Source organism: Sphingomonas yantingensis (assembly GCF_014199325.1).
In the GTDB taxonomy this organism is placed as follows: domain Bacteria; phylum Pseudomonadota; class Alphaproteobacteria; order Sphingomonadales; family Sphingomonadaceae; genus Sphingomonas; species Sphingomonas yantingensis.
In genome coordinates this window covers 300,778-325,826 of sequence record NZ_JACIJJ010000003.1, presented here as the reverse complement: position 1 = coordinate 325,826, position 25,049 = coordinate 300,778, and the positions used below count along the sequence as shown (strand labels likewise).

Annotated in this window: 27 protein-coding genes and 1 tRNA gene; 12 read left to right on the top strand and 16 right to left on the bottom strand. The window is 69.6% G+C overall.

Features of this window, described 5'->3' with window-relative positions:
• Nucleotides 1-19: 19 nt before the first annotated feature.
• From purN to FHR19_RS11455, 3 genes are read right to left on the bottom strand one after another with little or no spacing between them, the layout of a single operon-like run.
• A complete protein-coding gene (gene purN, locus FHR19_RS11465) occupies nt 20-592 on the bottom strand; it encodes a phosphoribosylglycinamide formyltransferase (protein ID WP_184028410.1) in 573 nt (190 codons plus the stop codon).
• Nucleotides 585-1,682, bottom strand: coding sequence for a phosphoribosylformylglycinamidine cyclo-ligase (gene purM / locus FHR19_RS11460; RefSeq protein ID WP_184028408.1), 1,098 nt, complete (start codon nt 1,680-1,682; stop codon nt 585-587). Before purM ends, purN begins: the two co-directional genes overlap by 8 nt.
• Nucleotides 1,683-1,727: 45 nt before the next feature.
• Nucleotides 1,728-1,913: a hypothetical protein gene (locus tag FHR19_RS11455; protein ID WP_184028405.1), complete on the bottom strand. Its 186-nt coding sequence runs from the start codon at nt 1,911-1,913 to the stop codon at nt 1,728-1,730.
• Between FHR19_RS11455 and FHR19_RS11450 the strand changes: the two genes are divergently transcribed.
• The 8 genes from FHR19_RS11450 (at nt 1,912) to FHR19_RS11415 (ending at nt 11,449) form a co-directional block, all read left to right on the top strand.
• The gene (locus FHR19_RS11450) at nt 1,912-3,096 is read left to right on the top strand and encodes a heavy-metal-associated domain-containing protein (RefSeq protein ID WP_246359473.1); all 1,185 of its coding nucleotides are present in this window, start codon (nt 1,912-1,914) and stop codon (nt 3,094-3,096) included. The two genes, FHR19_RS11455 and FHR19_RS11450, sit on opposite strands and share 2 nt — an antisense overlap.
• A complete protein-coding gene (locus FHR19_RS11445; RefSeq protein ID WP_184028401.1) occupies nt 3,093-3,731 on the top strand; it encodes an HdaA/DnaA family protein in 639 nt (212 codons plus the stop codon). Before FHR19_RS11450 ends, FHR19_RS11445 begins: the two co-directional genes overlap by 4 nt.
• Complete coding sequence (locus FHR19_RS11440) at nt 3,728-5,956, top strand: RNA degradosome polyphosphate kinase (protein WP_184028398.1); 2,229 nt, start codon at nt 3,728-3,730, stop codon at nt 5,954-5,956. The genes FHR19_RS11445 and FHR19_RS11440 overlap by 4 nt, the downstream gene beginning before the upstream one ends.
• Nucleotides 5,953-7,455, top strand: a complete 1,503-nt coding sequence (locus tag FHR19_RS11435; RefSeq protein ID WP_184028395.1) for a Ppx/GppA phosphatase family protein — start codon at nt 5,953-5,955, stop codon at nt 7,453-7,455. The genes FHR19_RS11440 and FHR19_RS11435 overlap by 4 nt, the downstream gene beginning before the upstream one ends.
• Nucleotides 7,455-8,462, top strand: a complete 1,008-nt coding sequence (locus tag FHR19_RS11430; RefSeq protein WP_425505965.1) for an aldo/keto reductase — start codon at nt 7,455-7,457, stop codon at nt 8,460-8,462. Before FHR19_RS11435 ends, FHR19_RS11430 begins: the two co-directional genes overlap by 1 nt.
• Nucleotides 8,463-8,559: 97 nt before the next feature.
• Nucleotides 8,560-9,357, top strand: a complete 798-nt coding sequence (locus FHR19_RS11425) for a hypothetical protein (protein ID WP_246359472.1) — start codon at nt 8,560-8,562, stop codon at nt 9,355-9,357.
• A gap of 65 nt (nt 9,358-9,422) precedes the next feature.
• Nucleotides 9,423-11,096 carry an MFS transporter gene (locus FHR19_RS11420; protein WP_184028386.1) on the top strand — a complete coding sequence of 558 codons (1,674 nt, stop codon included), beginning with the start codon at nt 9,423-9,425 and terminating at the stop codon, nt 11,094-11,096.
• A 5-nt stretch (nt 11,097-11,101) separates the two neighbouring features.
• Nucleotides 11,102-11,449 (top strand): energy transducer TonB, encoded by a 348-nt coding sequence (locus FHR19_RS11415; RefSeq protein ID WP_184028383.1) that lies wholly within the window; start codon nt 11,102-11,104, stop codon nt 11,447-11,449.
• Nucleotides 11,450-11,494: 45 nt separating this feature from the next.
• On the opposite strand, the gene FHR19_RS11410 is transcribed toward FHR19_RS11415, so the two are convergent.
• From FHR19_RS11410 to FHR19_RS17995, 13 genes are all read right to left on the bottom strand, one after another.
• Nucleotides 11,495-11,569: transfer RNA gene (locus FHR19_RS11410), tRNA-Val, on the bottom strand.
• Between the two features lie 56 nt (nt 11,570-11,625).
• Nucleotides 11,626-12,225 (bottom strand): hypothetical protein, encoded by a 600-nt coding sequence (locus FHR19_RS11405; RefSeq protein ID WP_184028380.1) that lies wholly within the window; start codon nt 12,223-12,225, stop codon nt 11,626-11,628.
• Nucleotides 12,222-12,662: a hypothetical protein gene (locus tag FHR19_RS11400; protein WP_184028378.1), complete on the bottom strand. Its 441-nt coding sequence runs from the start codon at nt 12,660-12,662 to the stop codon at nt 12,222-12,224. The genes FHR19_RS11405 and FHR19_RS11400 overlap by 4 nt, the downstream gene beginning before the upstream one ends.
• Entirely contained in the window at nt 12,659-13,969 is a 1,311-nt protein-coding gene (locus FHR19_RS11395) for a FliI/YscN family ATPase (RefSeq protein WP_184028376.1), read from the bottom strand. Before FHR19_RS11395 ends, FHR19_RS11400 begins: the two co-directional genes overlap by 4 nt.
• On the bottom strand, nt 13,959-14,561 hold the full coding sequence (locus FHR19_RS11390; protein WP_184028373.1) for a FliH/SctL family protein: 603 nt from the start codon (nt 14,559-14,561) through the stop codon (nt 13,959-13,961). The genes FHR19_RS11395 and FHR19_RS11390 overlap by 11 nt, the downstream gene beginning before the upstream one ends.
• Nucleotides 14,558-15,013, bottom strand: a complete 456-nt coding sequence (locus FHR19_RS11385) for a hypothetical protein (protein ID WP_184028371.1) — start codon at nt 15,011-15,013, stop codon at nt 14,558-14,560. The genes FHR19_RS11390 and FHR19_RS11385 overlap by 4 nt, the downstream gene beginning before the upstream one ends.
• On the bottom strand, nt 15,010-15,753 hold the full coding sequence (gene sctJ, locus FHR19_RS11380) for a type III secretion system inner membrane ring lipoprotein SctJ (RefSeq protein WP_246359471.1): 744 nt from the start codon (nt 15,751-15,753) through the stop codon (nt 15,010-15,012). Before sctJ ends, FHR19_RS11385 begins: the two co-directional genes overlap by 4 nt.
• An 18-nt stretch (nt 15,754-15,771) precedes the next feature.
• A complete protein-coding gene (locus FHR19_RS11375) occupies nt 15,772-16,173 on the bottom strand; it encodes a hypothetical protein (protein WP_184028369.1) in 402 nt (133 codons plus the stop codon).
• 5 nt (nt 16,174-16,178) lie between these two features.
• On the bottom strand, nt 16,179-16,499 hold the full coding sequence (locus FHR19_RS11370; protein ID WP_343053247.1) for a hypothetical protein: 321 nt from the start codon (nt 16,497-16,499) through the stop codon (nt 16,179-16,181).
• Nucleotides 16,500-16,519: 20 nt separating this feature from the next.
• Nucleotides 16,520-17,659, bottom strand: coding sequence for a hypothetical protein (locus tag FHR19_RS11365; RefSeq protein WP_184028366.1), 1,140 nt, complete (start codon nt 17,657-17,659; stop codon nt 16,520-16,522).
• Nucleotides 17,656-19,533, bottom strand: a complete 1,878-nt coding sequence (gene sctC / locus FHR19_RS11360) for a type III secretion system outer membrane ring subunit SctC (protein WP_184028363.1) — start codon at nt 19,531-19,533, stop codon at nt 17,656-17,658. The genes FHR19_RS11365 and sctC overlap by 4 nt, the downstream gene beginning before the upstream one ends.
• On the bottom strand, nt 19,530-21,494 hold the full coding sequence (locus FHR19_RS11355) for an FHIPEP family type III secretion protein (protein WP_343053245.1): 1,965 nt from the start codon (nt 21,492-21,494) through the stop codon (nt 19,530-19,532). The genes sctC and FHR19_RS11355 overlap by 4 nt, the downstream gene beginning before the upstream one ends.
• On the bottom strand, nt 21,491-22,279 hold the full coding sequence (locus FHR19_RS17995) for a transglycosylase SLT domain-containing protein (protein ID WP_221228496.1): 789 nt from the start codon (nt 22,277-22,279) through the stop codon (nt 21,491-21,493). Before FHR19_RS17995 ends, FHR19_RS11355 begins: the two co-directional genes overlap by 4 nt.
• 436 nt (nt 22,280-22,715) lie before the next feature.
• Here FHR19_RS17995 and FHR19_RS11345 point away from each other — a divergent pair, with 436 nt between their 5' ends.
• The 4 genes from FHR19_RS11345 to FHR19_RS11330 are packed head-to-tail and all read left to right on the top strand — an operon-like array spanning nt 22,716 to nt 25,047.
• Complete coding sequence (locus FHR19_RS11345; RefSeq protein ID WP_184028360.1) at nt 22,716-23,855, top strand: EscU/YscU/HrcU family type III secretion system export apparatus switch protein; 1,140 nt, start codon at nt 22,716-22,718, stop codon at nt 23,853-23,855.
• Nucleotides 23,852-24,142, top strand: a complete 291-nt coding sequence (fliO, locus tag FHR19_RS11340) for a flagellar biosynthetic protein FliO (RefSeq protein ID WP_184028357.1) — start codon at nt 23,852-23,854, stop codon at nt 24,140-24,142. Before FHR19_RS11345 ends, fliO begins: the two co-directional genes overlap by 4 nt.
• Nucleotides 24,139-24,780 (top strand): hypothetical protein, encoded by a 642-nt coding sequence (locus tag FHR19_RS11335; RefSeq protein WP_184028353.1) that lies wholly within the window; start codon nt 24,139-24,141, stop codon nt 24,778-24,780. Before fliO ends, FHR19_RS11335 begins: the two co-directional genes overlap by 4 nt.
• Entirely contained in the window at nt 24,781-25,047 is a 267-nt protein-coding gene (locus tag FHR19_RS11330) for a FliM/FliN family flagellar motor switch protein (RefSeq protein ID WP_184028350.1), read from the top strand.
• The last annotated feature ends 2 nt before the right edge of the window (nt 25,048-25,049 follow it).

The window sequence follows — 25,049 nt, the reverse complement described above, 5'->3', positions numbered from 1 at the left end:
CGCCGCGCCCGCGGCAAGGCTATCGCGACAGGAAGCGGTCGAGGGCCTGCGGGTAGAGCCGGTGCTCGGCGGTCAGCACGCGCGCAGCGAGCGTATCGGGGGTGTCGCCGGGTTTGACCGGCACCTCGGCCTGCGCGATGACGGGGCCGTCGTCGAGCGCCTCCGTCACCAGATGCACCGACGCGCCCGCGACCGCATCGCCCGCCGCGATTGCGCGGGCGTGGGTGTCGAGGCCCTTGTACTTGGGCAGCAGCGACGGGTGGATGTTAAGAATGCGACCTGCCCAGCGCTGGACGAAGCTGGGTGACAGCAGGCGCATGTAACCCGCCAGTGCCACGACCTCTACGCCCGCATCGCGCAGAGCCGCGTCGATCTGCGCCTCGTACTCCGCCTTTGGGCGACCCTTAGGCGAGGCAGTGAAGGTTGCGATGCCGTGTTTCGCGGCCCAGGCGAGGCCGGGCGCCTCGGGCTTGTCGCTGGCGACGAGGACAACCTCGTACCGCGAGTCGGCCTCGCGGCTGGCGGCCACGAGCGCCTGCATGTTCGAGCCGCGGCCGGACAGGAGGATGCCGACGCGCGCGCGGTCAGCCATGGTGGTGCGTCACCTCCCATGCGGCACGGGCGGACCAGGTTTCGATGCTGCCGGTGACGGTGCAGCCGCGCGCCCCGCCCTCGATCGTGCCGATGCGGTGCACGCTCTCGCCAGCGGCCGAAAGATCGGCGGCGACGGCATCGGCCGCGTCCGCCGCGACGATCGCGACCATGCCGATGCCGCAATTGAAGGTGCGCGCCATCTCCTCAGGCTCGATCGCGCCCTGCGCCTGAAGGAACGCCATCAGCCGCGGCTGCTCCCACGCATCGGCGTCGATGCGCGCGTGGGTACCTTCGGGCAGAACGCGCGGGATATTTTCCAGGAGCCCGCCGCCGGTGATGTGCGCAAGCCCCTTGATCCGGCGCGCGCGGAGCAGCGGCAACAGGCTGGCGACATAGATGCGCGTGGGGGCCATCAGCGCCTCGACCAGGATCACGTCCTGATCGAACAGCGCCGGGCGGTCGAGCTTCCAGCCCTTGTCGGCGGCGAGCCGGCGGACGAGCGAATAGCCGTTCGAATGAACGCCGGTCGAAGCAAGGCCGAGCACAACGTCGCCGGGAGCGATTTCCTTGCCGGTCAGCAGCGCATCGCGTTCAACCGCGCCGACGCAGAAGCCGGCAAGGTCGTAGTCGCCATCGGCGTACATCCCCGGCATCTCGGCCGTCTCGCCGCCGATCAGCGCGCAGCCCGCTTGACGGCACCCCTCGGCGATCCCGGCGATCACGCGCTGCGCGACCGAATTGTCGAGCTTTCCGCTGGCATAATAGTCGAGGAAGAACAGCGGCTCGGCACCCTGGACGATGAGGTCGTTGGCGCACATCGCGACGAGGTCGATGCCGACGCCGTCATGCGCGTCATGCTCGATCGCCAGCTTCAGTTTCGTGCCGACGCCGTCGTTCGCGGCGACGAGCAGCGGGTCGCTGAACCCCGCGGCCTTGAGGTCGAAGATCCCGCCGAACCCGCCCAGATCGGCATCCGCCCCCGGCCGCCGCGTGGCGCGCGCCAGGGGACCGATCGCGCGGACGAGCGCGTTGCCGGCATCGATCGAGACGCCCGCCTGGGCATAGGTATAGGGCTTGGGATCGGTCATGGCCGCCCGATAAGCCCGGCGCGCGGGCGCGTCCAGCACTCCATCTCACGTCACCCCGGACTTGATCCGGGGTCCCGCTTCTTCTTTTTCATTCCCCGGCGCGAAGAAGAAGTAAGCGGGATCCCGGATCAGGTCCGGGATGACGAGGGCATGGGCTGCTTCCCCCTTGGATTTCCGCCGCACCTTCGCCAAAAGGGCGGCGATGCGGGGCCCTGTCACCAGTTTCGCCATGTTTGCCGCCAGTGCCGCGATGGTGCTGGGCGTGACGTCCAGCCGCGCACAGGACGGCTCGGGCAGCTTCGAGGTGTCGGGCGTCACCGTCGACGTGACCGCGAAGACGGCGGAGGCGGCGCGCACCGGCGGCTGGCGGCTGGCACAGCGCAAGGGCTGGTCGATGCTGTCGCAGCGGCTGACGGGCAAGACGGGCGGTCTGCCCGACGGGACGCTCGACGGGCTGGTGACGGGCATCGTCGTCGAGAACGAACAGATCGGCCCCAACCGCTACATCGCGCGGCTGGGCGTGCTCTTTAATCGCGCGCGGGCGGCGGAGATCCTGGGCGTCACCGGGTTCATGACCCGCTCGCCGCCGCTCCTGCTGATGCCGGTGATCCGCTCGGGCGGGACCGATACGGTGTTCGAGCGCGAGACGCCGTGGCACGCCGCCTGGGGCCGGTTCCGCACGGGCAATACCGCGATCGACTATATCCGACCCGCGGGCAACGGCACCGATGCGCTCCTAATGAACGCAGGGCTGCTCGGGCGGCCCGGGCGCGGGTGGTGGCGCAGCGTCCTCGACCAGTACGGCGCGAACGACGTGCTGATCCCGCAGGTGACGCTCTATCGCCAGTGGCCGGGCGGGCCGGTGATCGGCGTGTTCCGCGCGGGCTACGGCCCCGACAATCGGGACGCGGGCAGCTTCAGTCTGCGCGTGGCGAACGGGGACGGATTGCCCGCGCTGCTCGACACCGGGGTCAAGCGGCTGGACGAGATGTATCAGGCGGCGCTGCGCGGCGGGCTGCTGCGGCCCGATCCGCTGCTCGACTTCGTCGCACCGACCGATCAGCCGGTGGCGGACGAGACGCCCGTCGTGCCCAGCGACGTGCCGCTGATCGACGACAGCGGTGCGATGACGCTACCGGCCGAGCCGGTGGCGACGGTCACGCTTCAGTTCGATACCCCCGGCGTCGTCGCGGTGAGCGCGGCCGAGGCCTCGGTCCGCGGCATTCCCGGCGTCCAGAGCGCGGTGACGAGCAGCCTGGCGCTGGGCGGCGTGTCGCTGATGCGCGTCGACTTCGCGGGCGATCCCGCAGTGCTGGCGGTCGCGCTCAGCCAGCGCGGCTGGAGCGTGGATGGCAGCGGCAACAGCCTGCGCATCCGCCGTGCCGGCCAGCCAGAGGCGCCGCCGCCGCAATGAGCCAGCTTCGCCTGCCGCTCCAACGCCCCGAAGGAGCGCGCAAGGACGAGTTCATCGTCGGCGACGCCAACATGGCCGCCGTCCATCATCTCGAACATTGGGGCACCTGGCCGGTGATGGCGGCGCTGCTGGTGGGACCGCGCAAGTCGGGGCGCAGCCTCTTGGCGCGGCTGTTCACCCGGCGCGCGGGCGGGCGGATGATCGACGATGCCGAGCGCGCGAGCGAGACCGACATCTTTCACGCCTGGAACATCGCGCAGGCCGAGCGAAAGCCGCTCCTCATCGTCGCCGACCATGCGCCGCCCGAATGGACGCCGCGGCTGCCCGACCTTCGCTCGCGTCTCGCCGCGACGCCGGTACTGCGGATCGAGGAGCCCGACGACGAGCTGTTCGCCGCGCTGCTGCGCGACCAGTTCGAGCGGCGCGAGCTCTATGCCGGCGAGGAGCTGGTCGCCTGGCTGCTCAAGCGGGTCGAGCGGACCTATCTGTCGCTCGTGCGTATCGTCGATGCGCTCGACGATGCCGCGAACGAGGCGGACAAACGGCGGATTTCGATTCCGCTGGCACGCCCCGCCTTGTCAGCGCGGGGGCTTCTGGTCCAAGGGGGCGGCGAACTTCGGCACGAGGAAGCATGACCCGTCCCGTTCGCCCCGACTTCGACGCCGCGCCCGAAGAGGCGCCGGCCCCCGAGCTTCCGACAGGACGCTATTTCAATCGCGAGCTGAGCTGGCTGGCGTTCAACAAGCGGGTGATGGAGGAGGCGTGCAACGCCGCCCACCCGCTGCTCGAGCGGCTCCGCTTCCTGTCGATCTCGGGCTCCAACTTCGACGAGTTCTTCATGGTCCGCGTCGCGGGTTTGAAGGGACAGCAGGTGCAGGAGGTCGATTCGCGATCGATCGACGGCCTCAATGCCAACCAGCAGCTAGCCGCGATCGTGGCGGAGGCCGGGCGGCTCGCCGACGAGCAGCAGGCGATCTGGCGCGACCTGTCCGGCCTGATGGCCGAGACTGGCATCCGCGTGCTGGGCGAGGATTCGATCGAGGGCGAGGCCGACGAATGGCTCGACCGGCATTTCCGCGAGCAGATCTTCCCGATCCTGACGCCGCAGGCGCTAGACCCCGCGCACCCGTTCCCGTTCATCCCCAACAAGGGATCGAGCGTGATCTTCGACCTGGTCCGCAAAGCCGACGGACAGGCGATCCGCGAACTCGTCCTGCTGCCGCCGACGCTGCCGCGTTTCGTGCGCGTGCCGGGCGAGCAGGCCTGCTACGTGCCGATGGAAGCGATGCTCAAGCGCTTCGCGCCGCAGCTCTTCCCTGGTTACGAAATCAAGGGGTCGGCGGGTTTCCGCGTCCTGCGCGACAGCGATATCGAGCTGGAGGAGGAGGCCGAGGACCTCGTCCTCTACTTCCGCACCGCGATCAAGCGCCGCCGCCGCGGCCGCGTCATCCGGCTCGAGATGGAGACCGCGATCACCGCCGAGCTCGAGGCGGTGCTGATCGACGAACTGGAGGGCAGCGAGGCGCTGCTCACCGAAAAGGTCGGCTTCCTCGGCATTACCGACCTGTCGGCGCTGGTGGATGAGGATCGCCCCGACCTCAAATTCCCGCCGTTCAGCCCGCGCTTTCCAGAGCGGATCCGCGAATATGGCGGCGACTGCTTCGCGGCGATCCGGGCCAAGGATATCGTTGTCCACCACCCGTACGAGACGTTCGACGTGGTGCTCGCTTTCCTCAAACAGGCCGCCGCCGATCCCGACGTGGTTGCGATCAAGCAGACGCTGTATCGCGCGGGCAAGCAGTCCGCGGTCATTAGCGCGCTGATCGCCGCGGCGGAGGCGGGCAAGTCGGTGACCGCGGTCGTCGAATTGAAGGCGCGGTTCGACGAGGAGCAGAACCTCCTCTGGGCCGACGCGCTGGAGCGGGCAGGCGTACAGGTCGTCTATGGCTTCATCGACTGGAAGACGCACGCCAAGGTGTCGATGGTCGTCCGGCGCGAGGGCGGCGAGTTCCGCAGCTACGTCCATTTCGGCACGGGCAATTATCACCCGATCACCGCGCGCATCTATACCGATCTGAGCTTCTTCACCGCCGACCCGGCGCTGGGCCGCGATGCGGCGCAACTGTTCAACTACATCACCGGCTATGTCGAGCCGCAGGGGCTGGAGCAGCTTCGCATGAGCCCGCGCGACCTGCGCGCCAGCCTGATCGCGCTGATCGACCGCGAGATCGGCTTCGCGCGGGCGGGCAAGCCGGCGAGTCTCTGGGCCAAGATGAATTCGCTAGTCGACCCGGCGATCATCGAGAAACTCTATGAGGCGAGCGGCGCGGGGGTCGAGGTCGACCTGATCGTCCGCGGCATCTGCTGCCTTCGGCCGGGCGTGCCGGGGCTGTCCGATCATATCCGCGTGAAGTCGATCGTCGGGCGGTTCCTGGAGCACAGCCGCATCTGGGCCTTCGGCAACGGCAAGCCGCTGCCCAACGACGATGCGCGCGTCTATATCTCGTCCGCCGACTGGATGCCGCGCAACTTCGACCGCCGCGTCGAGTTCATGCTGCCGATCACCAATCCCACCGTCCACGATCAGGTGCTGGATCAGGTGATGACCGCCAATTTGCTCGACACCGAGCAGAGCTGGGAATTGCAGCCCGATGGAACCTATGATCGCGACGAGCCGGGGTCCAAGCCCTTCAACCTCCATCGCTATTTCATGACCAATCCGTCGCTGTCGGGCCGCGGTGCTGCGCTGGCGAGCCGCGGCGCGGTCCCCAAGCTCAAGCTGCGCCGCGCGGTGCCACTGGGGCCGGTCCAGCCGCTGCCGCCGCCGCCCGAGCCGGCGCAGGACCTCGATCCAGCGTGAGCCTGTTTTTCCGCAAGCCCTCGGCCGAGGGCCGCGCGCGTACCGCGATCATCGACATCGGCTCGAACTCGATCCGCCTCGTCGTCTATGAGGGGCCGGCGCGGCTGCCCGCGACGCTGTTCAATGAAAAGGTGATGGCGGGCCTCGGCCGCGGGCTGGCCGAGACCGGCGCAATCAGTGCCGAGGGGATGGCGATCGCCAAGGCCTCGCTCGCCCGCTTCGCGATGCTGGCCAAGGCGATGGAGGTCGACGAGACGCGCACCGTCGCCACCGCCGCGGTCCGCGATGCCTCGAACGGGCCGGAACTGCTGGCGATCGCAAAGGAGCTCGGCCTCTCGGTCGAGCTGTTGCCGGGGGAGGCGGAGGCGACGGCGTCGGGCCTCGGCGTGCTGTCGGCGATCCCCGATGCCGACGGCATCGTCGGCGATCTGGGCGGCGGCAGCCTCGAACTCGTCCGCGTCTCGAACGGCGAGGTGGGGGAACGCGTTTCGTTTCCACTCGGCGTCCTGCGCATCGCCGCGATCCGTGCCAAGGGGAAGGGGGCGCTCGATCGCCACGTCCACCGCACGCTCGCCGATGCTGGCTGGCTGGGGGCGGGGACCGCGCTGCCGCTCTATCTGGTGGGTGGCTCGTGGCGCGCGCTGGCGCGGCTCGACATGCATCAGACCGCCTATCCGCTGCCGGTGATCCATGGCTATGGGCTGTCGATCGAGACGATCGAGCGGCTGATCCGCCAGCTCGGCACGCTGCCCAAAGCCAAGCTGCGGACGATCCCCAACCTGTCGGGCGGGCGCATCGCGACGCTGGACGATGCCGCGCGGTTGCTGACCGTGCTGATGAAGCATCTGGGCAGCGAGACGGCGATCACCTCCGCCTTCGGCCTGCGCGAGGGGTTGCTGCACGAGCGGCTCGACCCGGCGACGCGTGCGCTCGACCCGCTGATCGTCGCCGCACGCGAGGAGGGGCGGCGGCTGGGCCGGTTCGCCGAGCATGGCGATCTGCTCGACACATGGATCGCGCCGCTGTTCGGGCATGAGGATGCCGGCCTCGCCCGGCTGCGTCATGCGGCTTGCCTGCTCGCCGACGTGGGCTGGCTCGCCAACCCCGAGTTCCGCGCCGAACGCGGGATCGAAATCGCGCTTCACGGCAACTGGGTCGCGATCGACGCCGATGGCCGCGCGATGCTGGCGCAGGCGCTGTTCACCTGTTTCGGCGGCGGCACCGAATCGCCGGACCCGCTCGCCCGTCTCGCCAGCCCGGAGCGTCTGGAGGCGGCCGCGCGCTGGGGCCTTGCCATGCGGCTGGGCCAGCGCCTGTCGGGCGGCGTCGCGGGGCCGCTGAAGCGCACCGCTATCACCCGCGACGGCGACCGGCTGACGCTGCGCACCGAGCGCAAGCAGGCCGCGCTGTACGGCGACGCGGTCGAGCGGCGGCACAAGGCACTGGCCGGCGCCCTCGGCCTGACGCACGCCCACGTCCCCGATTTCGAGAAGGCATGATGACGCTTCCCACCCGCACGATCGGCCCGTTTCAGGTGTCGGCCATCGGCCTCGGCTGCATGAACCTCAGCCACGCCTATGGCGAGAAGCCCGACCCCGCCGATGCAGAGGCGCTGCTCAATCGCGCGCTCGACCTCGGCATCACGCTGCTCGATACCGCCGCACTCTACGGGTTCGGCGAGAACGAGCGGCTGGTCGGCCGCGCGATCGGACATCGGCGCGGCGAATATACGCTGGCGAGCAAGTGCGTGCTCGACGTGATCGACGGCAAGCGCGGCCTCGATGGCTCGCCCGCCGCGATCGCGCGCACGCTGGACGCGGCGCTGGAGCGGCTCGGGACCGATCACATCGACCTCTATTACCTCCACCGCCTCGACCGGAACGTGCCGGTCGAGGAGTCGGTCGGCGCGCTCGTCCGCGCGAAGGAAGCGGGGAAGATCGGCGCGATCGGCCTCTCCGAAATGAGCGCCGCGACGATCCGCCGCGCCCACGCCGTCCATCCGATTGCAGCGGTGCAGACCGAATATTCGCCCGTCGTCCGCAATGCGGAGATCGCGGTGCTCGATACCTGCCGCGAGCTCGGTATTGGTTTCATCGCCTTTTCGCCCGTTGCGCGCGGGCTGCTGGCGGGCGGGGTCGCCGACGATCATTATGTCGAGGGCGATATCCGCGCCGCGATGCCGCGTTTTACTGGCAAGGCGCTGGCGCACAACTTGCGCGCCGTCGCCGCATACGACGCGCTGGCCGCCGAGATCGGCTGCACGTCCGCGCAGCTGTCGCTTGCCTGGGTGCTGTCGCGGGGGGGGCATGTCGTGCCGATCCCCGGCACGCGGTCGATCGTGCACCTCGAGGAAAATGTCGGCGCGGGCGATGTGACGATCACCCCCGAGATCGCAGCCCGGATCGACGCGATCTTCGCCCCCGGCGCTATCCGCGGCCCCCGCTATGCCGCGGCGATGCAGGCGCAGATCGATACCGAGACCTTTGCGGACGAAGAACTCGCCTGACCGCCTCGCTTTGGTCGCAAATCGGGGCTAGTCGCGCGGTGTCGGTTGAAGGTTGAACGTCCGCTTGGCTTTGTCGCTTGCCCCCGTCCTTCACCGATTGCCCGAACGCCTGCGCGGTGATCGCGCGCGCCGGATCGCCGGCTTCGTGCTGGCGCTGCTGGTCGAGGTGCTGCTCGTCCTCGTCCTCTTGACGCTGAAACCCGATCTGGTCGGCCGCAAGGATGCGAAGTCGACGCCCGTGTTCACGATGGCCGCCGCCGACGATGCGGCGCCCGAGGCGGCGACCGACGACCAGCAGAAGAGCGAAGCCCCGCCGAGCGAGACGGAGACGCCGCCGACCGACACGCCCCCGGTCGAGACGCAACCCACGCCGCCGCGACCGCAGCCGCCGAGCGATGCCCCGCCCGCGCCGTCGCCGCCGCCCTATATCCTGTTGCCGCGTCAGGTGCTGGCGCAGGCTGATATCGCACGGCCAAGCGCGCCGCCCGCCGCGCCGGCAGCCCCCGCGGCGCCGGCCCGCCGCCCGACCTACGGCCCCGTCGATCGCGGCCCCGCCGGCCCACCCGACAGCGAAGTCGTCGGCCGCGCCCCCAACGGCCAGCCTCTCTACGCCGCCGCCTGGTACCGCGAGCCCTATCCGGAGGAGCTGCGCGGCTATCTGTCGACGGCCAGCGGGCCGGGATGGGGCCTGATCGCCTGCCGCACCGTGCCGAACTACCGCGTCGAGGACTGCGTCTCGCTCGGCGAATCGCCGGAGGGATCGAATATCGCCCGATCCGTGCTGGCCGCCGCATGGCAGTTCAAGGTGCGCCCGCCGCGCGTCGGCGGCGACTACAAGGTCGGTGAATGGGTACGCATCCGCATCGACTATGGCCTAGAGCGCCGCCGCCCCTGATCGCCCATTGGCATTCCCCTGAAAACATGGCTTGTTAGCGGTAAAGCAAAGCCGGGGAGGATCGAATGGCGGGATCGGCGGGCAGCGTGCCCGGACAGGGACGCGTGGGCCAGAACGAGAAGCTGGTGATCGCCGCCTCGTCGCTCGGCACGGTGTTCGAGTGGTACGACTTCTACCTCTACGGCCTGCTCGCCGCGCATATCTCGGCTCAGTTCTTCTCGGGCGTTAACGAGACGACGGGCTTCATCCTCGCGCTCGCCGCCTTTGCCGCGGGTTTCGCGGTGCGGCCGTTCGGTGCGCTTGTCTTCGGGCGGATCGGCGACCTGGTCGGGCGCAAGAACACGTTCCTCGTCACCATGGGGCTGATGGGCCTGTCGACCTTCGCGGTGGGCCTGCTGCCGTCCTACGCCACGATCGGCGTGGCGGCACCGTTCATCCTCGTCGGCTTGAGGCTGCTTCAGGGCCTAGCACTCGGCGGCGAATATGGCGGTGCGGCGACCTATGTCGCCGAACACGCGCCGGAGGGGAAGCGCGGGCTCTATACCAGCTGGATCCAGACGACCGCGACGATGGGGCTGTTCGCCGCGCTGCTCGTGGTCATCGGGCTGCGCAGCGCAATCGGCGAAGCCGACTTCGCCGCCTGGGGCTGGCGGGTGCCGTTCCTCGTGTCGATCGTGCTGCTGGCGGTCTCGATCTGGATCCGGCTTCAGCTCGCCGAAAGCCCCGTCTTCCAGAAGATGAAGGAGGAGGGGACGACGTCGAAGGCGCCCATCAAGGAGGCGTTCGGCGAGTGGAATAACCTGCGCTGGGTGCTGATCGCGCTGTTCGGGGCAGGCGCGGGACAGGCGGTGGTCTGGTACACCGGGCAATTCTACGCGCTCTTCTATCTGGAAAAGGTGCTGAAGGTCGACGGCGCGACCGCCAACATCCTGATCGCGATCGCGCTGGCGCTCGGCACGCCGTTCTTCGTCATCTTCGGCTGGCTGTCTGACAGGATCGGGCGCAAGCCGATCATCCTGGCGGGCTGTGCGCTGGCGGTCGTCAGCTACTTCCCGTTGTTCCACGCGCTGACCCGCGCGGCCAATCCCGCGCTGGCAGCAGCGTCGGCGACCGCACCGATCGTCGTTCGCACCGATCCGGCGACCTGCTCGCTCCAGTTCGACCCGGTCGGTCGTAACAAGTTCGACAGCACAAGCTGTGACGTCGCCAAGGCCTATCTGGCAAAGGCCGGGCTACCCTATGCCACCGTCGCCGCCGCGCCGGTTGCGGCACGCGGGCTTGCTGGCAGTACCGAGGTGACGGTGGGCACGCAGTCGTTCACTTTCCTGCGGCCCGGCCTTTCCACGCCCGCGCAATCGAGTGCATTTCTTGCCGATCTGGGCCGGGCGCTGGCCGATGCGGGTTATCCGGCTAAGGCAGATCCGGCGCGCATCGACCGGGCGAGCGTCGTTGCCATCCTGTTCGCGCTCGTCCTGCTGGTCACGATGGTTTACGGCCCGATCGCGGCGCTGCTGGTCGAGCTGTTCCCCAGCCGCATCCGCTACACCTCGATGTCGCTGCCGTATCATATCGCCAATGGCTGGTTCGGCGGGTTCCTGCCGACGACGGCGTTCGCGATCGTCGCGGCGACGGGAAACATCTATGACGGGCTCTGGTATCCCGTCATCGTGGCGGGCGCGACGGTGGTGATCGGGGTCACCTTCCTGCCGGAAACCTTCCGCCGCAGGATCGAGGACTGATCGCGATGTGGTGGGCGCTGTTGCTGCTGACGCAAGCTCAGGTCGAGGAGCGGCCGCGCGTCACCGTCGCGCTGGCGGATGGCGGGACGTTGAGCTTCGTCCCGGTGACGGCCGGTGACGAAGACTATCCGCCGGCGGCGAAGCGGGTCGATGCCGAGGGGGTGAGCGACCTCGAACTGACGATCGAGACCGATGGCACGGTTTCGGCCTGTCGGCTCTATGCCACCTCGGGGAACCCCGACCTCGATCGCAAGTCGTGCGAGCTGTATCGCGAGCGGGCGGCGTTCCGGGTGTCGGGCCGGACCAGGCCGGTCGTCGTCCGCGCGCCGGTCAAATGGGTGCTTCAGGAATGAAGAATCAAAAACCCCGCCAACTCGTTGAGCTGGCGGGGTTTTCGATGGTGGGCGTGGCAAGGATTGAACTTGCGACCCCTGCGATGTCAACACAGTGCTCTACCACTGAGCTACACGCCCGCCGGGAGTGGCGCTGTTAGCCGCGCCGGTTGGGGGGCGCAAGCGTAAAAAGCGGCTTATTCGGCAAAATCGATGCGATCGACGCGGTGGCCGCGTGCCTCCAGCCGGGCGCGCAGCTCGGCGCGCTGCGCCTCCGCATCGCCGTCACCGTTGGACGACAGGTCGAGCGACAGGCCACCCGCATTGTCGCGCGCGACGACCGCTTGGCTGGCAAGCCAGCGCGTGTCGGACATCGAAACCTGAAACTCGCCGCCCACTGGGTTCGTCGGCAGGTCGAGCCGTGCGGCGAACTCCGCATGGCCGGGGGAGAGCATCGGTGCGTTCTGTAGCGGGGCCGGCGCTTCGACCGCGGCGGGCGCGGCGACGGTCGGGGCGGGGCGCAGCCCGTCGAGCATCGCCAGTTCCTGATCACGCTTGCCCCGGTCGCGCTGGCCGCTGCCGCCCTGCATCAGGTCGAACGCCTGATGCGCGCCGTGGCCGAGCGGTGCGGGTTCGGGCGTCGGCTTTTCGCCGAGAGGTTCCTTGCCCTCCTGCCTGCCGTCGCGGCGCGACAGCGCATCCTCGAACCGGGAGCGTTGCTCGGGTTCGGGCGGGCGGTCCGCACGTCGGGGCTGGGGCGTGGTGGCAAGCGGGCGGTCGGTCGCGATCTGGGTCATCGGGATACGCCTGTTCGAAGGATGAGGTCGTCTTCGGCGCGCCGTTCGGCGATGCGCTGCGCGTCGCGTCGCTCGTCGTCGGCAAACCCGTGCATCGCGTCGCGGCGCGCTTCCGCGCGTAGCCAGGCGCGGCGGGCAAGCTCGACAGCGTGCTCGGCGGTGGCAAAGGTTCGGCGCGCATCGTCGAGCGCCCGTTCCGCCGCGGCCACGGCAAGGTCGCAGCGTTCGAAATAGAGCGCCACGCACTCGTCGCCGGGCCTCAGCAGGCGGCGGGCGGCGGCGGTCTCTCTAACAGAGATCGCGGTATCGAGCGCGATCCTTGCCGCATGAACCTCCGCGGCGGCGGCTTCGGCGGCTTCGGCCGCGTCGCGGGCCGCGCGCGCGGCGCGATCGACCTCGCGATCGCGCAGAGAGACGAGGGTGGCGAGCGTCGTCATCCGAAGCTCCTGAGCAGCGCCATCGTCGTCGCCGCGGAAACCGGCTGATCGTGCGGCTGCCGCAGGAACGAGTCGATCGCCTCACGCGCGGCGATGGCACGGTCGGCGGCGGTGTCCTGTCCGGGCTTGTAGTCGCCGACCTGGAGCAGGATCTCGATCTCGGCGAGCTTGGCCAGATGCGCGCGAAGCTGCGTCGCGGCGCCTTGCTGGGCGGCATCGGTCAGCTGCGGCATCAGGCGCGACAGGCTGCCGAGCACGTCGATCGCCGGATAATGGCCGCGCGCGCCGAGTTTGCGGGACAGGTGGATATGCCCGTCGAGCAGCGAGCGGACTTCCTCGCCAACGGGATCGTCGACCTCGTCCTCGAGCAGGACGGTGTAGAGCGCGGTGATCGCGCCGGTATCGTCGGCACCCGCCCGCTCGAACAGCCGCGGCAGCTCGGCAAAGACCGAGGGGGGGAAGCCGCGGCGGACGGGCGGCTCGCCGCTCGCCAGCCCGATCTCACGCAGCGCGCGAGCGAAGCGCGTGACCGAGTCCATGAGGAGGAGGACATGGCGCCCTTCAGCGCGCAGTCCCTCGGCGATTGCGGTGGCGGCGTGCGCGGCGCGCGCGCGTTCGAGCGCCGGGCGATCGGAGGTGGCGACAACGACGACCGAGCGGGCGAGCCCCTCCGCGCCCAGATTGTCCTCGACGAACTCGCGCACTTCGCGGCCACGCTCGCCGATGAGGGCGATGACGACGGCATCGGCGCGCGTCTGGCGGGCGAGGGTGGCGAGCAGCGTCGACTTGCCGCCGCCGGCTGCTGCGAACACGCCCATCCGCTGGCCGCGGCCGAGCGGCATCAGGCCGTCGATCGCGCGCACGCCGGTCTCGACCGGCGCGGTGATGCGCGCGCGAGACATCGGGTTCGGGCTGTCGCCGTAAAGCGCGCGGAAACCGTCACCCTCGACCGGCGGCCCGCCGTCGAGAGGCCGCAGCCGCGCATCGACGACGCGGCCGAGCAGGGCGGGGCCGACGGGCACGCGATCCTCGCCCACGCGGACGACGACCTCGGTCTCGCTCGACAACCCGCGCAGATCGCCGAGCGGGGAGAGCAGTACCTCGCCATCGGCAAGTCCCACGACCTCGGCCGACAGCACCTCGGCGCCGTCGCGGTCGAGCAGCGCACAGGTCTGGCCGATCCGTGCCGACAGCCCGGCAACGCGGATCGACGTGCCGATCGCACCGCGGACCCGCCCGCGCTGTTCGAAGGCGGGGGCCTCGCCCAGCGTGCGGACGAGATCCTGGACGCGTGCCTCAAGACTCATCGGCAACTCCCCAGCGTTCGGCGACGCCCGCGATCTGGCGGTCGAGATCGGCGATGATCCGGCTGTCCGGCCCGGTGACGCGGCACTGCCGCTCGCCGAGAGAGGGGTCGGCGCGAACGGTGACTTCGGCGCCGGGGTCGAGGCGGGCGAGGCCGGCTTCCACCTCTGCCGCGATGGCGGGCGCGACCTCGATCGCCACCGGCCCCTGCGGCACGACCGCGCGCGCTGCGCGAAGGGCGACGCCCTGCATGACGGCGGCGTCGCCGAGGTCCCCGGCGATCTGGCGCAGCGCGGTGAGGGCAAGCGCGGCGACTTCGGTTTCCGCCTGAACGCGGTCGGCGGATGCCTGCGCCGCCAGCGCCGCGATCGCCTCGGCGAAGGCGGTTCGGCCGGCGGCATAGCCTGCTTCGTGGCCCCGGCGACGCGCTTCGGCTTCGGCCGTCTCGCGCGCGGTGTCGGCGGCAGCGGACTCGGTGCGCAACCGCTCGATCAGCGCGAGCGCGTCGGTCAGGTGGCCGCGGTCGCGCGCCTTCACGATCGGGCGATCGGTCGCGAGCAGCGCGCCGTCGCTGCGATGAAGGACGAAGCTCATACGGCGATCGCCTCTGCCGCCGCGACGGGCGCCGGATCGCCATGGTCGGCGGGAACGTCCATCCGGGCGGCGAGCGCGGCGGGCAGCGCCGCTTCGGCGATCCGGCGTCCGGTCTCGCCCAGCCCCTCGGCCGGTGGCAATGCCGCATCCCCGCCGGGGGGCAGGTCGAGCACCGCTTCCAGCCGATCCTCGCCCACTGCCGCCGCCAGCCCGCGCAGGGTCGCGCCGTCGATCACCTCGGGCAACGTATCACGCGCGGCGATCAGGGCGGTGAGGCGCCAGACCCGCTCACGCCCCTCGTCGGGCAACGCCGGCCAGAGCGGCCAAGCCAGCAGGTCTTCGAGCGAACCTGCTCGCCCACCGGCGTCCAGCAGACGTGCGGCCCGCGTGGTCGAAACCCCCGCCGCCCGCGCCGTCGCGAGCGAGGCATAGAGGCGGTCGCGATCGCTCAAGGTTTCGGCTCCACCGTGGCGGGAACCCCCGCGGGCTTGCGGCGACGACGCAGCAGCAGGACGACGGGCCACGCGACGACGCCCAGCACCAGCAGGATGCGCATCAAGGGCGTGTCGAACTGCGCCACCGACAGGTCCCGCTGGACGGGTGCGGCCTGGCTGGGGAACATGACGACGGAAACCTTGTCGTATTGCAGCCCCTCGACGGAATTGGTGACGAGGCTCTTGATCGCGCCGGTCTGGCTGCGCAGCTCGAAGCCCGGCTGATACTTGACGAATACCGCCGCGGACGAAGGCTTGGTCTTGTCCGACAGCGGATCGACTTCCGGGATCGCCAGATGCACGCGCGCTTCGACCACGCCGTCGATCGCGCTGACCGTCCGGCTCAGTTCCTGGCTGAGGCCGTAGATCAGCCGTGCGCGCTCCTCGACGGGCGAGGAGACGAAGCCCTTCTTGGCGAACACCTCGCCCAGCGACTGGAACTCGTCGCGGGGCAAGCCCTGTGCCTTCAGCACCTCGACCGCGCGGGCGAACTGGTCCTGGCTGACCGCGATCGACCATTCGCCCTCGCCGGACGCCTGCTTGGTCGCGCTGATGTTGGCGCCGCGCAGTGCGGCGATCATCTCGTTCGCCTGCGGTTCCTTGAGCTTGCCATAGACCTCCTGCTCGCCGCAGCCCGACAGGGTGGCGGCGGCGAGGATCAGGCCGATCGGCATCAGATGGCGCGTTAGGGCGCGCATAGGCTTCTCCCGTCCGCCTCAGCTCTGCTGGCGGAACAGTTGCTGGACGCCATCCGAGCTGCGGTTGGCGATGTTGGAAGTGAGCTGGCAATGGAACATGAATTCCTGGCATCGCATCGTGAGGTTCACGATCTCGCCGGGCGTCAACTCCCCGCCGGAGGTTTCGGCGGTGCGGGCATAGTCCGACACCGACTTGGCCTCGGTATTCACCTTGTCGAGCGTGCCGAGCAGGTCCTTGACTGCGGGCGGCACGTCGCTCGCGCCGCCGACGCGCTGCGCCTGCTGCGCCGCCATGGCGTTCTCGAACTGGGCGGTAGCCTGTGGCCCCACTTGCTGCGGCATGGCGGGGGCGATGTCGAAAGACTTCGCACCCACCATTTCCGGCGATGCCGCCTGCGCGGCGATGGCTTCGATCGACACCGGCGTCAGCCCTTGCGCGCCATCGTCTCGAGCGCTTTCGAGACGCTGTCGAGCGAGGTGTGCGAGCTGTTCGACAGGAAGCTCATCTTCATCGATTCGGCGGTGAGCTGCGTGATCGCAGAGGGCGTGTCGCCGCCGTCATTCGCCATCAGGTCACTACGCTGCTCGATTGCCGACGCCTGTCGGTCGAGCGCATTGCCCCAGGCGGCGGCGAACGCCTCGAACCAGTTGCCCGATCCGTTGCGGGCGGGACGCTGCGTGTTAAGGGGGGCGGCGGCCATGTTGGACAGGTCGGTGGCGACCGGCATGCTGTTGATCTGAGTCACGGGCACTCTCCTTCAGAATTTCAAAGACGAAGTTCTTCGACGCGGCCGTCCTTTTCGAAGCGGACGAGACCGTGTTCGACGGCGATCAGGCGGTGGCCGGTGGGCAGGACCGAACCCGGAAACCAGCGCGAGCCATCGGCGGTGGCGATGTGCGGCGGATCCTCGACCACGGTGGCGAGGCCGGTGCCACTGGAGGCGAAGAGCGTTTGGAGCGGGTTGCCGCCGCGGCTGTCGTCGACGCGGAAGCTCACGCGGCGCAGGCCGGGCAGGTCGCGCGACAGGATCTGGCGAAGCTGGTCCTGCCGGTCGGCGGGCAGGTAGGGCGCCTCGATAGCGATGCCGCCCAGGCCCGAGGGTACCGCGCGCGCGTCGAGGCCCTGCGCGGTCAGGACATCGGTGGCCGCGCTCGCCAGCGACTGGGCGGAGCTCACGTCGACCATGACCGGGCCGTAAGCTTGCTGCGCAATCTCCCGCACGCGGACGATATCGCCCTCGCTCTCGACCGCACCCGCGACGACGAGGCCGCCGCTGGGATTGCGCGTCACCTCGAGCGCGCGATAGCCGGCGTCGCGGTACGCGCTTTCGAGCGCGGCGGGGCCGCCGAACTGTTCCTCGATGAACGCGCCGGTGGGGCCGGCGGCGGCGGCGACGAGCATGATCGCGGCGCTGGCGATCGCGACATGCATTACGCTCACCCGCTCGGCGACGGTGGACAGCGCAGTGCGGCCCATCGCCTCGGCCCGGTCGAGCATCGTCGGAGCGGCGAGCGGCGTGACCGGCGTCGCGATCGGTCCCGATGCCACCTCGGTCGCGTCGGTCCAGCGCGGCGAGGCCCGCTCGCCATGCGCGACCAGATGCTCGCCGAGGCGGAAGGGAAGGTAGGGCGGCAGCCGCGCTTCGTCGCCCGCCGCCAGCGTCCGCCCGAGCAGCTCGACCTGCCCCGACAGGACGCGCAGGTCGGCGGCGCCTTCGCCCAGCGTCAGTTCGACCGCGCATCCCTGACACCCCGCGCCGCGCAACACGACGTCGTTGGCAAGGCCGTGGCCGATGCAGACGCGCCGGTCGCGGGCGAGGGGATAGTCCTTCCCCGCCAGCCGCCCGCCGACGATGCGAAGGACGGCGGCAAGGTCGGTCGCCGGGGTGGCGCGATGCTGGGTCATGGCTTGCCCTTCTTCTCCTGAAGCACCGGCGGCGTTAGCGGATTGCCGGTCGGTAGCCGCGCGGTGACCTCGGCCCCGCCCGGCACCGGCAGCGCGGCCACCGCGCCGCCCGGCTGCACCTGATCGAGGCGGATGATGCGCGGGGTGATGAGGAACAGCCGCTCGGTCTGCTGGCGGTTGCGGTTGCGCGTCTTGAAAAGCTCGCCAAGGATCGGGATGTCGCCGAGAAGCGGAATCTTTGATTCCGCATCGAATTGCGCGTTGACGGTCAGGCCGCCGAGCAGCAGGCCCTCGCCCTCGTTGATCATCGCCTGGGTGTTGACGCTGGCGCGCTCGACCACCGGGATGTCGTCGACTTCCTGGTTGAGGAGCGTGCCGTCCTCGACCCCTACGACCATGCGGATTCGCGGCTGGCCGTTGTCGATCAGCACGTGCGGATTGACGCGCAGCACCGTGCCGGCGGTGATGTTGAACAGATCGACCTGCCGGTCGCCCGCGATGCGGACGTAGAAGGTGCGCGTGCGGTCGAACACCGCCTCGATGTTCGACAGCGTGACGATCTGTGGCCGCGAGACGATCTTCGCCGCGCCCTTGCGCTCTAGCGCGGAGATGCGGCCGATGAACTCGCGGTTCGCACCGATCACGCCCGACAGCGACAGCCCCTCGTTCACCGCGCCCAGCCGACTGATGTCGTTCGCGGGATTGCCCGAACGGCGCAGGATGTCGCCGCCGAACAACGCGTTGAACCCTTGGCTGCGGATGCGCCAGTCGATGCCGAGGTTGCGCAGCTTCTCGATATTGAGGTCGATGATCGTCGCTTCGAGCTCGACGATCTGCGGTGCGATGTCGAGCGCGCGGACCAGCCCTTCATAGGCGGGCATGTTTTCGGGTCGGTCGCGGACGATGACGGCGTTGAGCGACGGGTCGATCGCGATGCGCGGGCCACCCTGCGGCCCCGGCTCACGCGCGGAGGCGACGGGGACGGGCGTCGTTGGCGGCAGGCCGAGATACTCGTCGTCATAGGGGGCAAGCTGTGCCGTCTGACCCGGATCCGGCGCGGTGCTGTTCAGCCCGCGCCCACCGAGGCGCTGCGCGCTCTGGCGGAGCGTCCGGCCGCCATAGCTACCGCTGACGCCCGCGACCGCCGAGCCGTCGCCCATGATCCGGCTGAGCGAGGTGCCGACGCCCGGCACCGTCAGCTCGCGCCCGCCCGCGACCAGCTTGGTATCGTCGGCGCGCGCATAGCGCAGGTAGAAGACGCGCAGCTCGTAGGGCTCGATATAGCTCGGTCCCTGGGCCGCGGCCGGGGCGATCTGCGCCGTGTTCGGCCCGGTGCCGCCCATTCCCGGCATTGACCGGTTGGGCGCGGCGGCGGCAAGCTGCTGCACCTGGTCAAGGAAGCGCGGCACGCCGGTCGCGAGGATCGTCGCGTCGCCGGTCGGGCGCACGCGGTTGGTCGCGTCGGCGAGGCCTGCATCGGACACGCCCGCCGCCAGTTCGGGCGCGCGGCCGGCGGGTACGGACACGGTGCGGCTCTCGACCTGATCGGCCGAATAGACCGTCACCACCGACCCGTCATAATAGGCGATCAGGTTGAACGCGCGCGACACCTGGTTCCAGACCTGCGCCGGTGCACCGGAGAACCGGCCGTTGATCTTGCCCGTGACGCGCGCATCGACATTGACTGTCAGGCCGGCGGCCGAGAAGAACTCGCGGACGAAGGCGCCGACGTCCTGATTGCGGGGGGTGAGCGTCACCGGCCGCGTGCGAAAGGGCGGGTCGGCGGCGATGGTCGGCTGCGGTGCCACCAGCATCAGTGCCGCAACGGCCGCGGTGGCGGTGCCGGTCAGCGTGAAGGTCCGTGCAAGGCTCACTCAGTCGCTCCCATATCGTTGTTCTCCAGGGCGGCAGGGGTCCGGTCGAGCTGTCCCACCACGTCGAGCGGGATCGACGGCGACAGCTCGTTGAAGGCGAGGATCGGCATCTCGAACAGGTCCGGCCCGACGAGGCGGCGCAGCGGCCGGCGAAGCTCGAAAGCGGTCAGCACCGCGCGCGCGCCGGTCGAGGCGACCTGCTCGCGCAGCATCGCGATCATCTGGCGCGCATGGTCGGGCTCCATCGCCAGGCGCGCTACGCCGTCGACGGTGCGGATATTGTCGCGCAGGAACCGCTCCAGCGCAGCGCCGACGACGAGGACGGGGAAGCGCCCATCGACGACATGCGGCAGCGACAGATAGCGCTTGAGCGAATTGCGCGTGAGGTCGGCGATCGGGATCGCGTTCCGCTCCGCCTGACCCGCCTCCGCAATCGCTTCCAGCACGTCGCGCATGTTGCGAAGCGGCACTTCCTCTTCGGCAAGAAGGCGGAGCACCTCGGCGATCTTCGAGGCCGGGACCGCGCGGACGACTTCCTTGACCACGTCGGGGTAATCGGTGCCGACGCGATTGAGCAGCGCGGTCGTTTCCTGAAGGCCGAGGAAGCGGCCGATCTCGCGGCGGAGCATCGCCTCCAGCGCGGGCGCGACGTGGGACAGGTCTTCGCCCTCGATGGCACCGCTGGCGACGGGAGCGTCGTGGACGTACGCCGCCCACTTGCCCGGCTCGCCCGCGGGCAGCGCCTTGGGCTCGATCGCGGCGGTGGGGAGGGGCAGGCCGGTGCGTTCCTGCACGCGCTCGAGCATCGCGGCGATGCCGTCGGCCAGCGCCGCGACGCGCGTCGCGTCGAGACCGGGGGCGGCGACCTCGATCAGCAGCGGGCGCACCTGACGCGGGGCGGGGGCGCGGACTTCGACCTCGGTCGGCATGACCGCGGGACGATTATCGACGCGCGCCCATTTAGCATCGATCCACTTGCGCGTGACGGGATGCTGCATCGCGCCGCCGCCGAGCAGCGCCGAGGCGAGGCCGAGAAACACCAGCGTCGGGAAACCGGGGATCAGGCCCATCAGCACGCAGATGCCGCCGGCGATGAACAGCACGCGGGGCTTGCCGCCCATCTGCGCCGCGATCGCGGGGCCGAGGTCGCGCTCGGCCTCCTCGTCGGTCGTGCGCGTGACCAGCAGGCCCGCGGCCATCGCGCTGAACAGCGCGGGGAGCTGCGCGACGAGGCCGTCGCCGATCGTCAGGATCGAATAGGTCTGGACCGCGTCGCCGATCTCCATGCCCCGAGAGAACATGCCGACGGCAAGCCCGCCGATCAGGTTGACGAGGACGATGACGATCGAGGCGATCGCATCGCCCTTCACGAACTTCATCGCGCCGTCGAGGCTGCCGTGCAGCTTCGATTCGTTCTCCAGCGTGCGGCGGCGTGCCCGCGCTTCGTCCTTGGTGATGAGGCCGGAGCGCAGGTCGCTGTCGATCGACAGCTGCTTGCCCGGCATCGCATCGAGGCTGAAGCGCGCCGCGACTTCGGCCACGCGCTCGGCGCCCTTCGAGATGACAATGAACTGGACGATCGTGATGATGAGGAACACGACCAGCCCGACGACGAGTTCGCCGCCCGCCACCATCTCGCCGAACTGCTGGACGATGTGGCCGGCATGCGCCTGGGTCAGGATCATGCGCGTGGCCGCAATCGACAGCGAAAGGCGGAAGAGGGTGCTCAGCAGGAGCACGGTCGGGAACGTCGAGAAGTCGAGCGGCTTGTGGATGTAGAGCGCGCTCAGCAGCAGCAGCACGCCGATCGTGATGTTCGCCGCGATCAGGATGTCGAGGACGAGCGCCGGCAGCGGCAGGATCAGCAGCGCCACGATCGCCACCACGCCCGCGACGAGCATGACGTCGGCGGGACGCAGCCCCCCGCGCGGCAGGCGGGCCAGGAGCGCGGCGGCGCTCACCGGGTCAATCCCGCGCGGCGATACCCCTCGTACCGGGCCATGACCTTCCGCACATAGGCCTGGGTCTCGGCATAGGGGGGCACGCGATTGCCATAGCGCGCGACCGCGCCCTCACCGGCGTTATAGGCGCCGAGGATCAGGTCGAAGTTGCGGCCGTAGCGGCGTTGCAGCTTCTTGAGATGACGGGCGCCGGCATCGACGTTGACCGCCGGGTCGAACAGCGCGACCGGCTGGACGCCGAGGCCGCGGCCGGTTTCGGGCATAATCTGCATCAACCCGCGCGCGCCGACATAGCTGACCGCGCGCGGGTTGCCCGCCGATTCGGTCGCGATGATCGCGTGAAGGAAGAGCGGATCGACCTTGTAGGCGGCGGCGGTGCGGAAGATGTGCGCGTCATAGGCGCTGACGGGCGCGCGGCCGCCGCTGCGCATCGACAGGCTGACCGGCTGGCGTGCGCGGCGTTCGCGGGCGCGCTTCTTGGCCGGGCTCTCATCCTCGTCCTCGACGCCGATGATCCGCGCGACGCTGGGGTCGGCGGGAAGCGCGACGGGCGGCGCGTGGACGATCTTGTCACCGCAATTGGCGAGCGCGGCATAGCGGTCGCCGGCGCGCGGATTGGCGACGCGCACCTGACCTTCGACCGGACAATCGCCGAAGTAACGTTCGGCCTCACGCTTGATCTTCTGCGCGGTCTTGTCGGTATGCTGCGCCGAAGCGACAGTCGTCGTAAAGAAAACCGACAGCATAACGCCGGCGGCCATCATCCGAAAATCGTTCTTCTTCACGGGCTCGCCCCTCCATCGGACATGGCGTTGCCGCCAGGCCAAGGTTCGATCCGTGCAACGAGGTAGAGCCGAGATACGCCGGTCCACCCAATCCCCGTCTGGCCGCCTAGCGACCATATGTTGCTCAAATGTTGCGGTTTTCGACGAGATGAAAGTGTGGAGCGTCGACCTGATAGGAAAAATCGGACGAACCGATGCAACTGATCGATGAGAGCGATAATGGCGTCACAAGCGCTATTTCGGGTCAACGCGAGCAGGAAACCGTTCGACGCTCACCACACGAAAATGATTGACCGCCGCAATTCTGCCACGTCTTTTAAGGGCCATTACTTGTTCGTGTAGCGAAGTCCCCACTTCCAAGCGCCCCTGTTGGGCGACCCGATCAATCAGCGCCGAGCCCCCGGATCGGGGTCGCGCGGCGCCGTCGGAGTAGCGGATGGCGGACAAAGAACAAGGCGGCGACAAGACCGAGAAGCCGACGCCCAAGCGGCTGCGCGATGCGCGGCTGAAGGGCGATATCGCAAAGTCCAAGGATCTGTCGGCGGCGCTCTCCATGGTCGCCTGGGGCGTTCTGTTCATGGTCGGGGCGGGCTTCGTCGCGGCGCGAATCGCTGATTTCACAGAATTGAGCCTGGCGCATTCGACGGGTGATTCGTTCCGCGCGACGCTCCAGGGGCTTGGCACCAGTGCCTTCGTCCTCGTGCTCGTCGTTGCCGCGATCGTGCTGATCCCCGCCACAATCGCGGGGCTGGCGGGCGAGTTTCTCCAAACCGGCGCGCTCATCACGACCGAGAAGCTGAAGCCGCAGCTCACCAAGCTCGACCCCGTCGAGGGCCTGAAGCGGATGTTCAGCCCCGACAATCTGTTCGAGCTCGCAAAGACGATCCTGAAGGCCGCGCTGGTGATCGCGATCACCGCCGGGGTGCTCTACGCCTCGATCGACAAGTTCGCGGCGCTGATGCACGCGGCGGGCTGGGGGCTGGACAGCCGCGCCGGCCCGCGTCTCGCCGCCGCGGTGCTCGACCTCACCCAGTCGTTGACGCTGCAGCTTGTCGGCTGGACGGTGGCGGTGTTCCTCGTCGTCGCCGCCGCCGACCGCGCCTGGGTCCAGCATCGCTACACCAAGAAGCTGATGATGAGCCGGCGCGACATTCGCCAGGAACACAAGGATAACGAGGGCGATCCGATGCTGAAGCAGCAGCGGCGCCAGATGCACGAGGAATGGGCGAACCAGAACGCCGTCGCGGCGGCGGGGACGGCCAATGTTCTGCTCACTAACCCGACGCACCTTGCGGTCGCGCTCGACTACGACCCCGCCGACTGCCCGGTGCCCGTGATCGCGGCGAAGGGCGAGGGGCCGCTCGCCGCAGCGATGCGCGCGGAGGCGGAGGCGAACGGCGTGCCGATCGTGCGCAACGTGCCGCTCGCCCGCACCGTGTTTGCCACCTCGGGCGTGGGGGATGTCATTCCGGAGGACCAGTTCGACGTGATTGCCGAGATCATCCTGTGGGCCAGACGCGCCCGCGCCGACGAGACACCGCGCCTGCGTGAGGACGGCCATGGGGAATGGGCATGAGCGTGTGGACCGTGCTGTCGAGCCTGCTCGCCGTCGTCATCGCGCTGGCGGTGGTGCTTGGGCTGGCGTTCGTCCTCCTCAAGGGCCTGCGCCGCTGGCAGGACCGCTTCCAGACCGCCGAGAGCGAGGGCGAGCGGCCGATCCGTTTCCTGCGCGCGATGCCGCTCGGCCAAACCGAGCGCGTCGTGCTGATCGAGGCGCGCGGCGAGGTGATGCTGGTCGGCGTGACCGCAGGCGGCATCAGCCTGCTCAAGAGCTGGCCCGCGGGTGAGGAACCGCTGGCGTGAGGGCTATGCCGAACCTGCCCGCGGTCGACCCCGACGAGGCCGAGATGCGCCGTGTCGTCGTCGCGGCGCTCAGCGGCGTTCGATTGAGCGACGGCGTGCTCGCGGCCCGGATCGAGCGCGTGCCCGACCGGCGCGGCGGCTGGCTGTGCTTTGCCAACGGCGCTGCATTGGCGATCGACCGGCTGGACGGCGCGCCGCTGCGCCTCGACGAGGATGCGATCACCGCCGCGACACAGATCGAGCGCGCCGAGCCGCTGATCGCTGCGATCGAGGCGGCGCTTGGCGTCGCGCTGGTACCAGATGCGCTGAGCGCCGAGCCGCCCGCGGGGCTGATCGTCACGATCGAGCAGGGCACGGCGGCGCGGCTGCGGCTGGCGCTGCCCGTCGGCCTGTCGCTGCTGCCCGCCAGACCCTCGTTCGCGCCGGAGATCGCCGGCGCGGTCGCACTGCCAATGACCCTTGCCGTCGATGGGCCGCGCATCGCGCCGCACGATGCCGCCAGCCTTGAGCCGGGCGACCTGCTGCTCGTCGGTGGGGCGATGTTGCCCGCGCGGCTGGCGGTCGCCGGGCGTTCGATCGCCGGCCGCTACGACCCCGCCACGCACCGCTTTCACATTCATTCCATCGGAGCATCCTGAATGCAGGACCTGACCGACCGACCCGTCGCCGAGGCGGCAGCGGGATCATCCCCCGATGCGCGCTTCGCCGTGCCCGTCACGATCGAGATCGACGCGGGCGCGCTGACGCTCGCCGAGATCCAGGGCCTGCGCGAGGGAAGCGTCGTGCCCGTCGACGCGAACGAGGGGGGCGGCATTGCCGTGCGCCTGATGGCCAGCGGCCGGCCGTTCGCGCGCGGCACGCTGGTGTCGGTGGGCGACGCCTACGGCGTGCTGATCGGGGAGTAGGG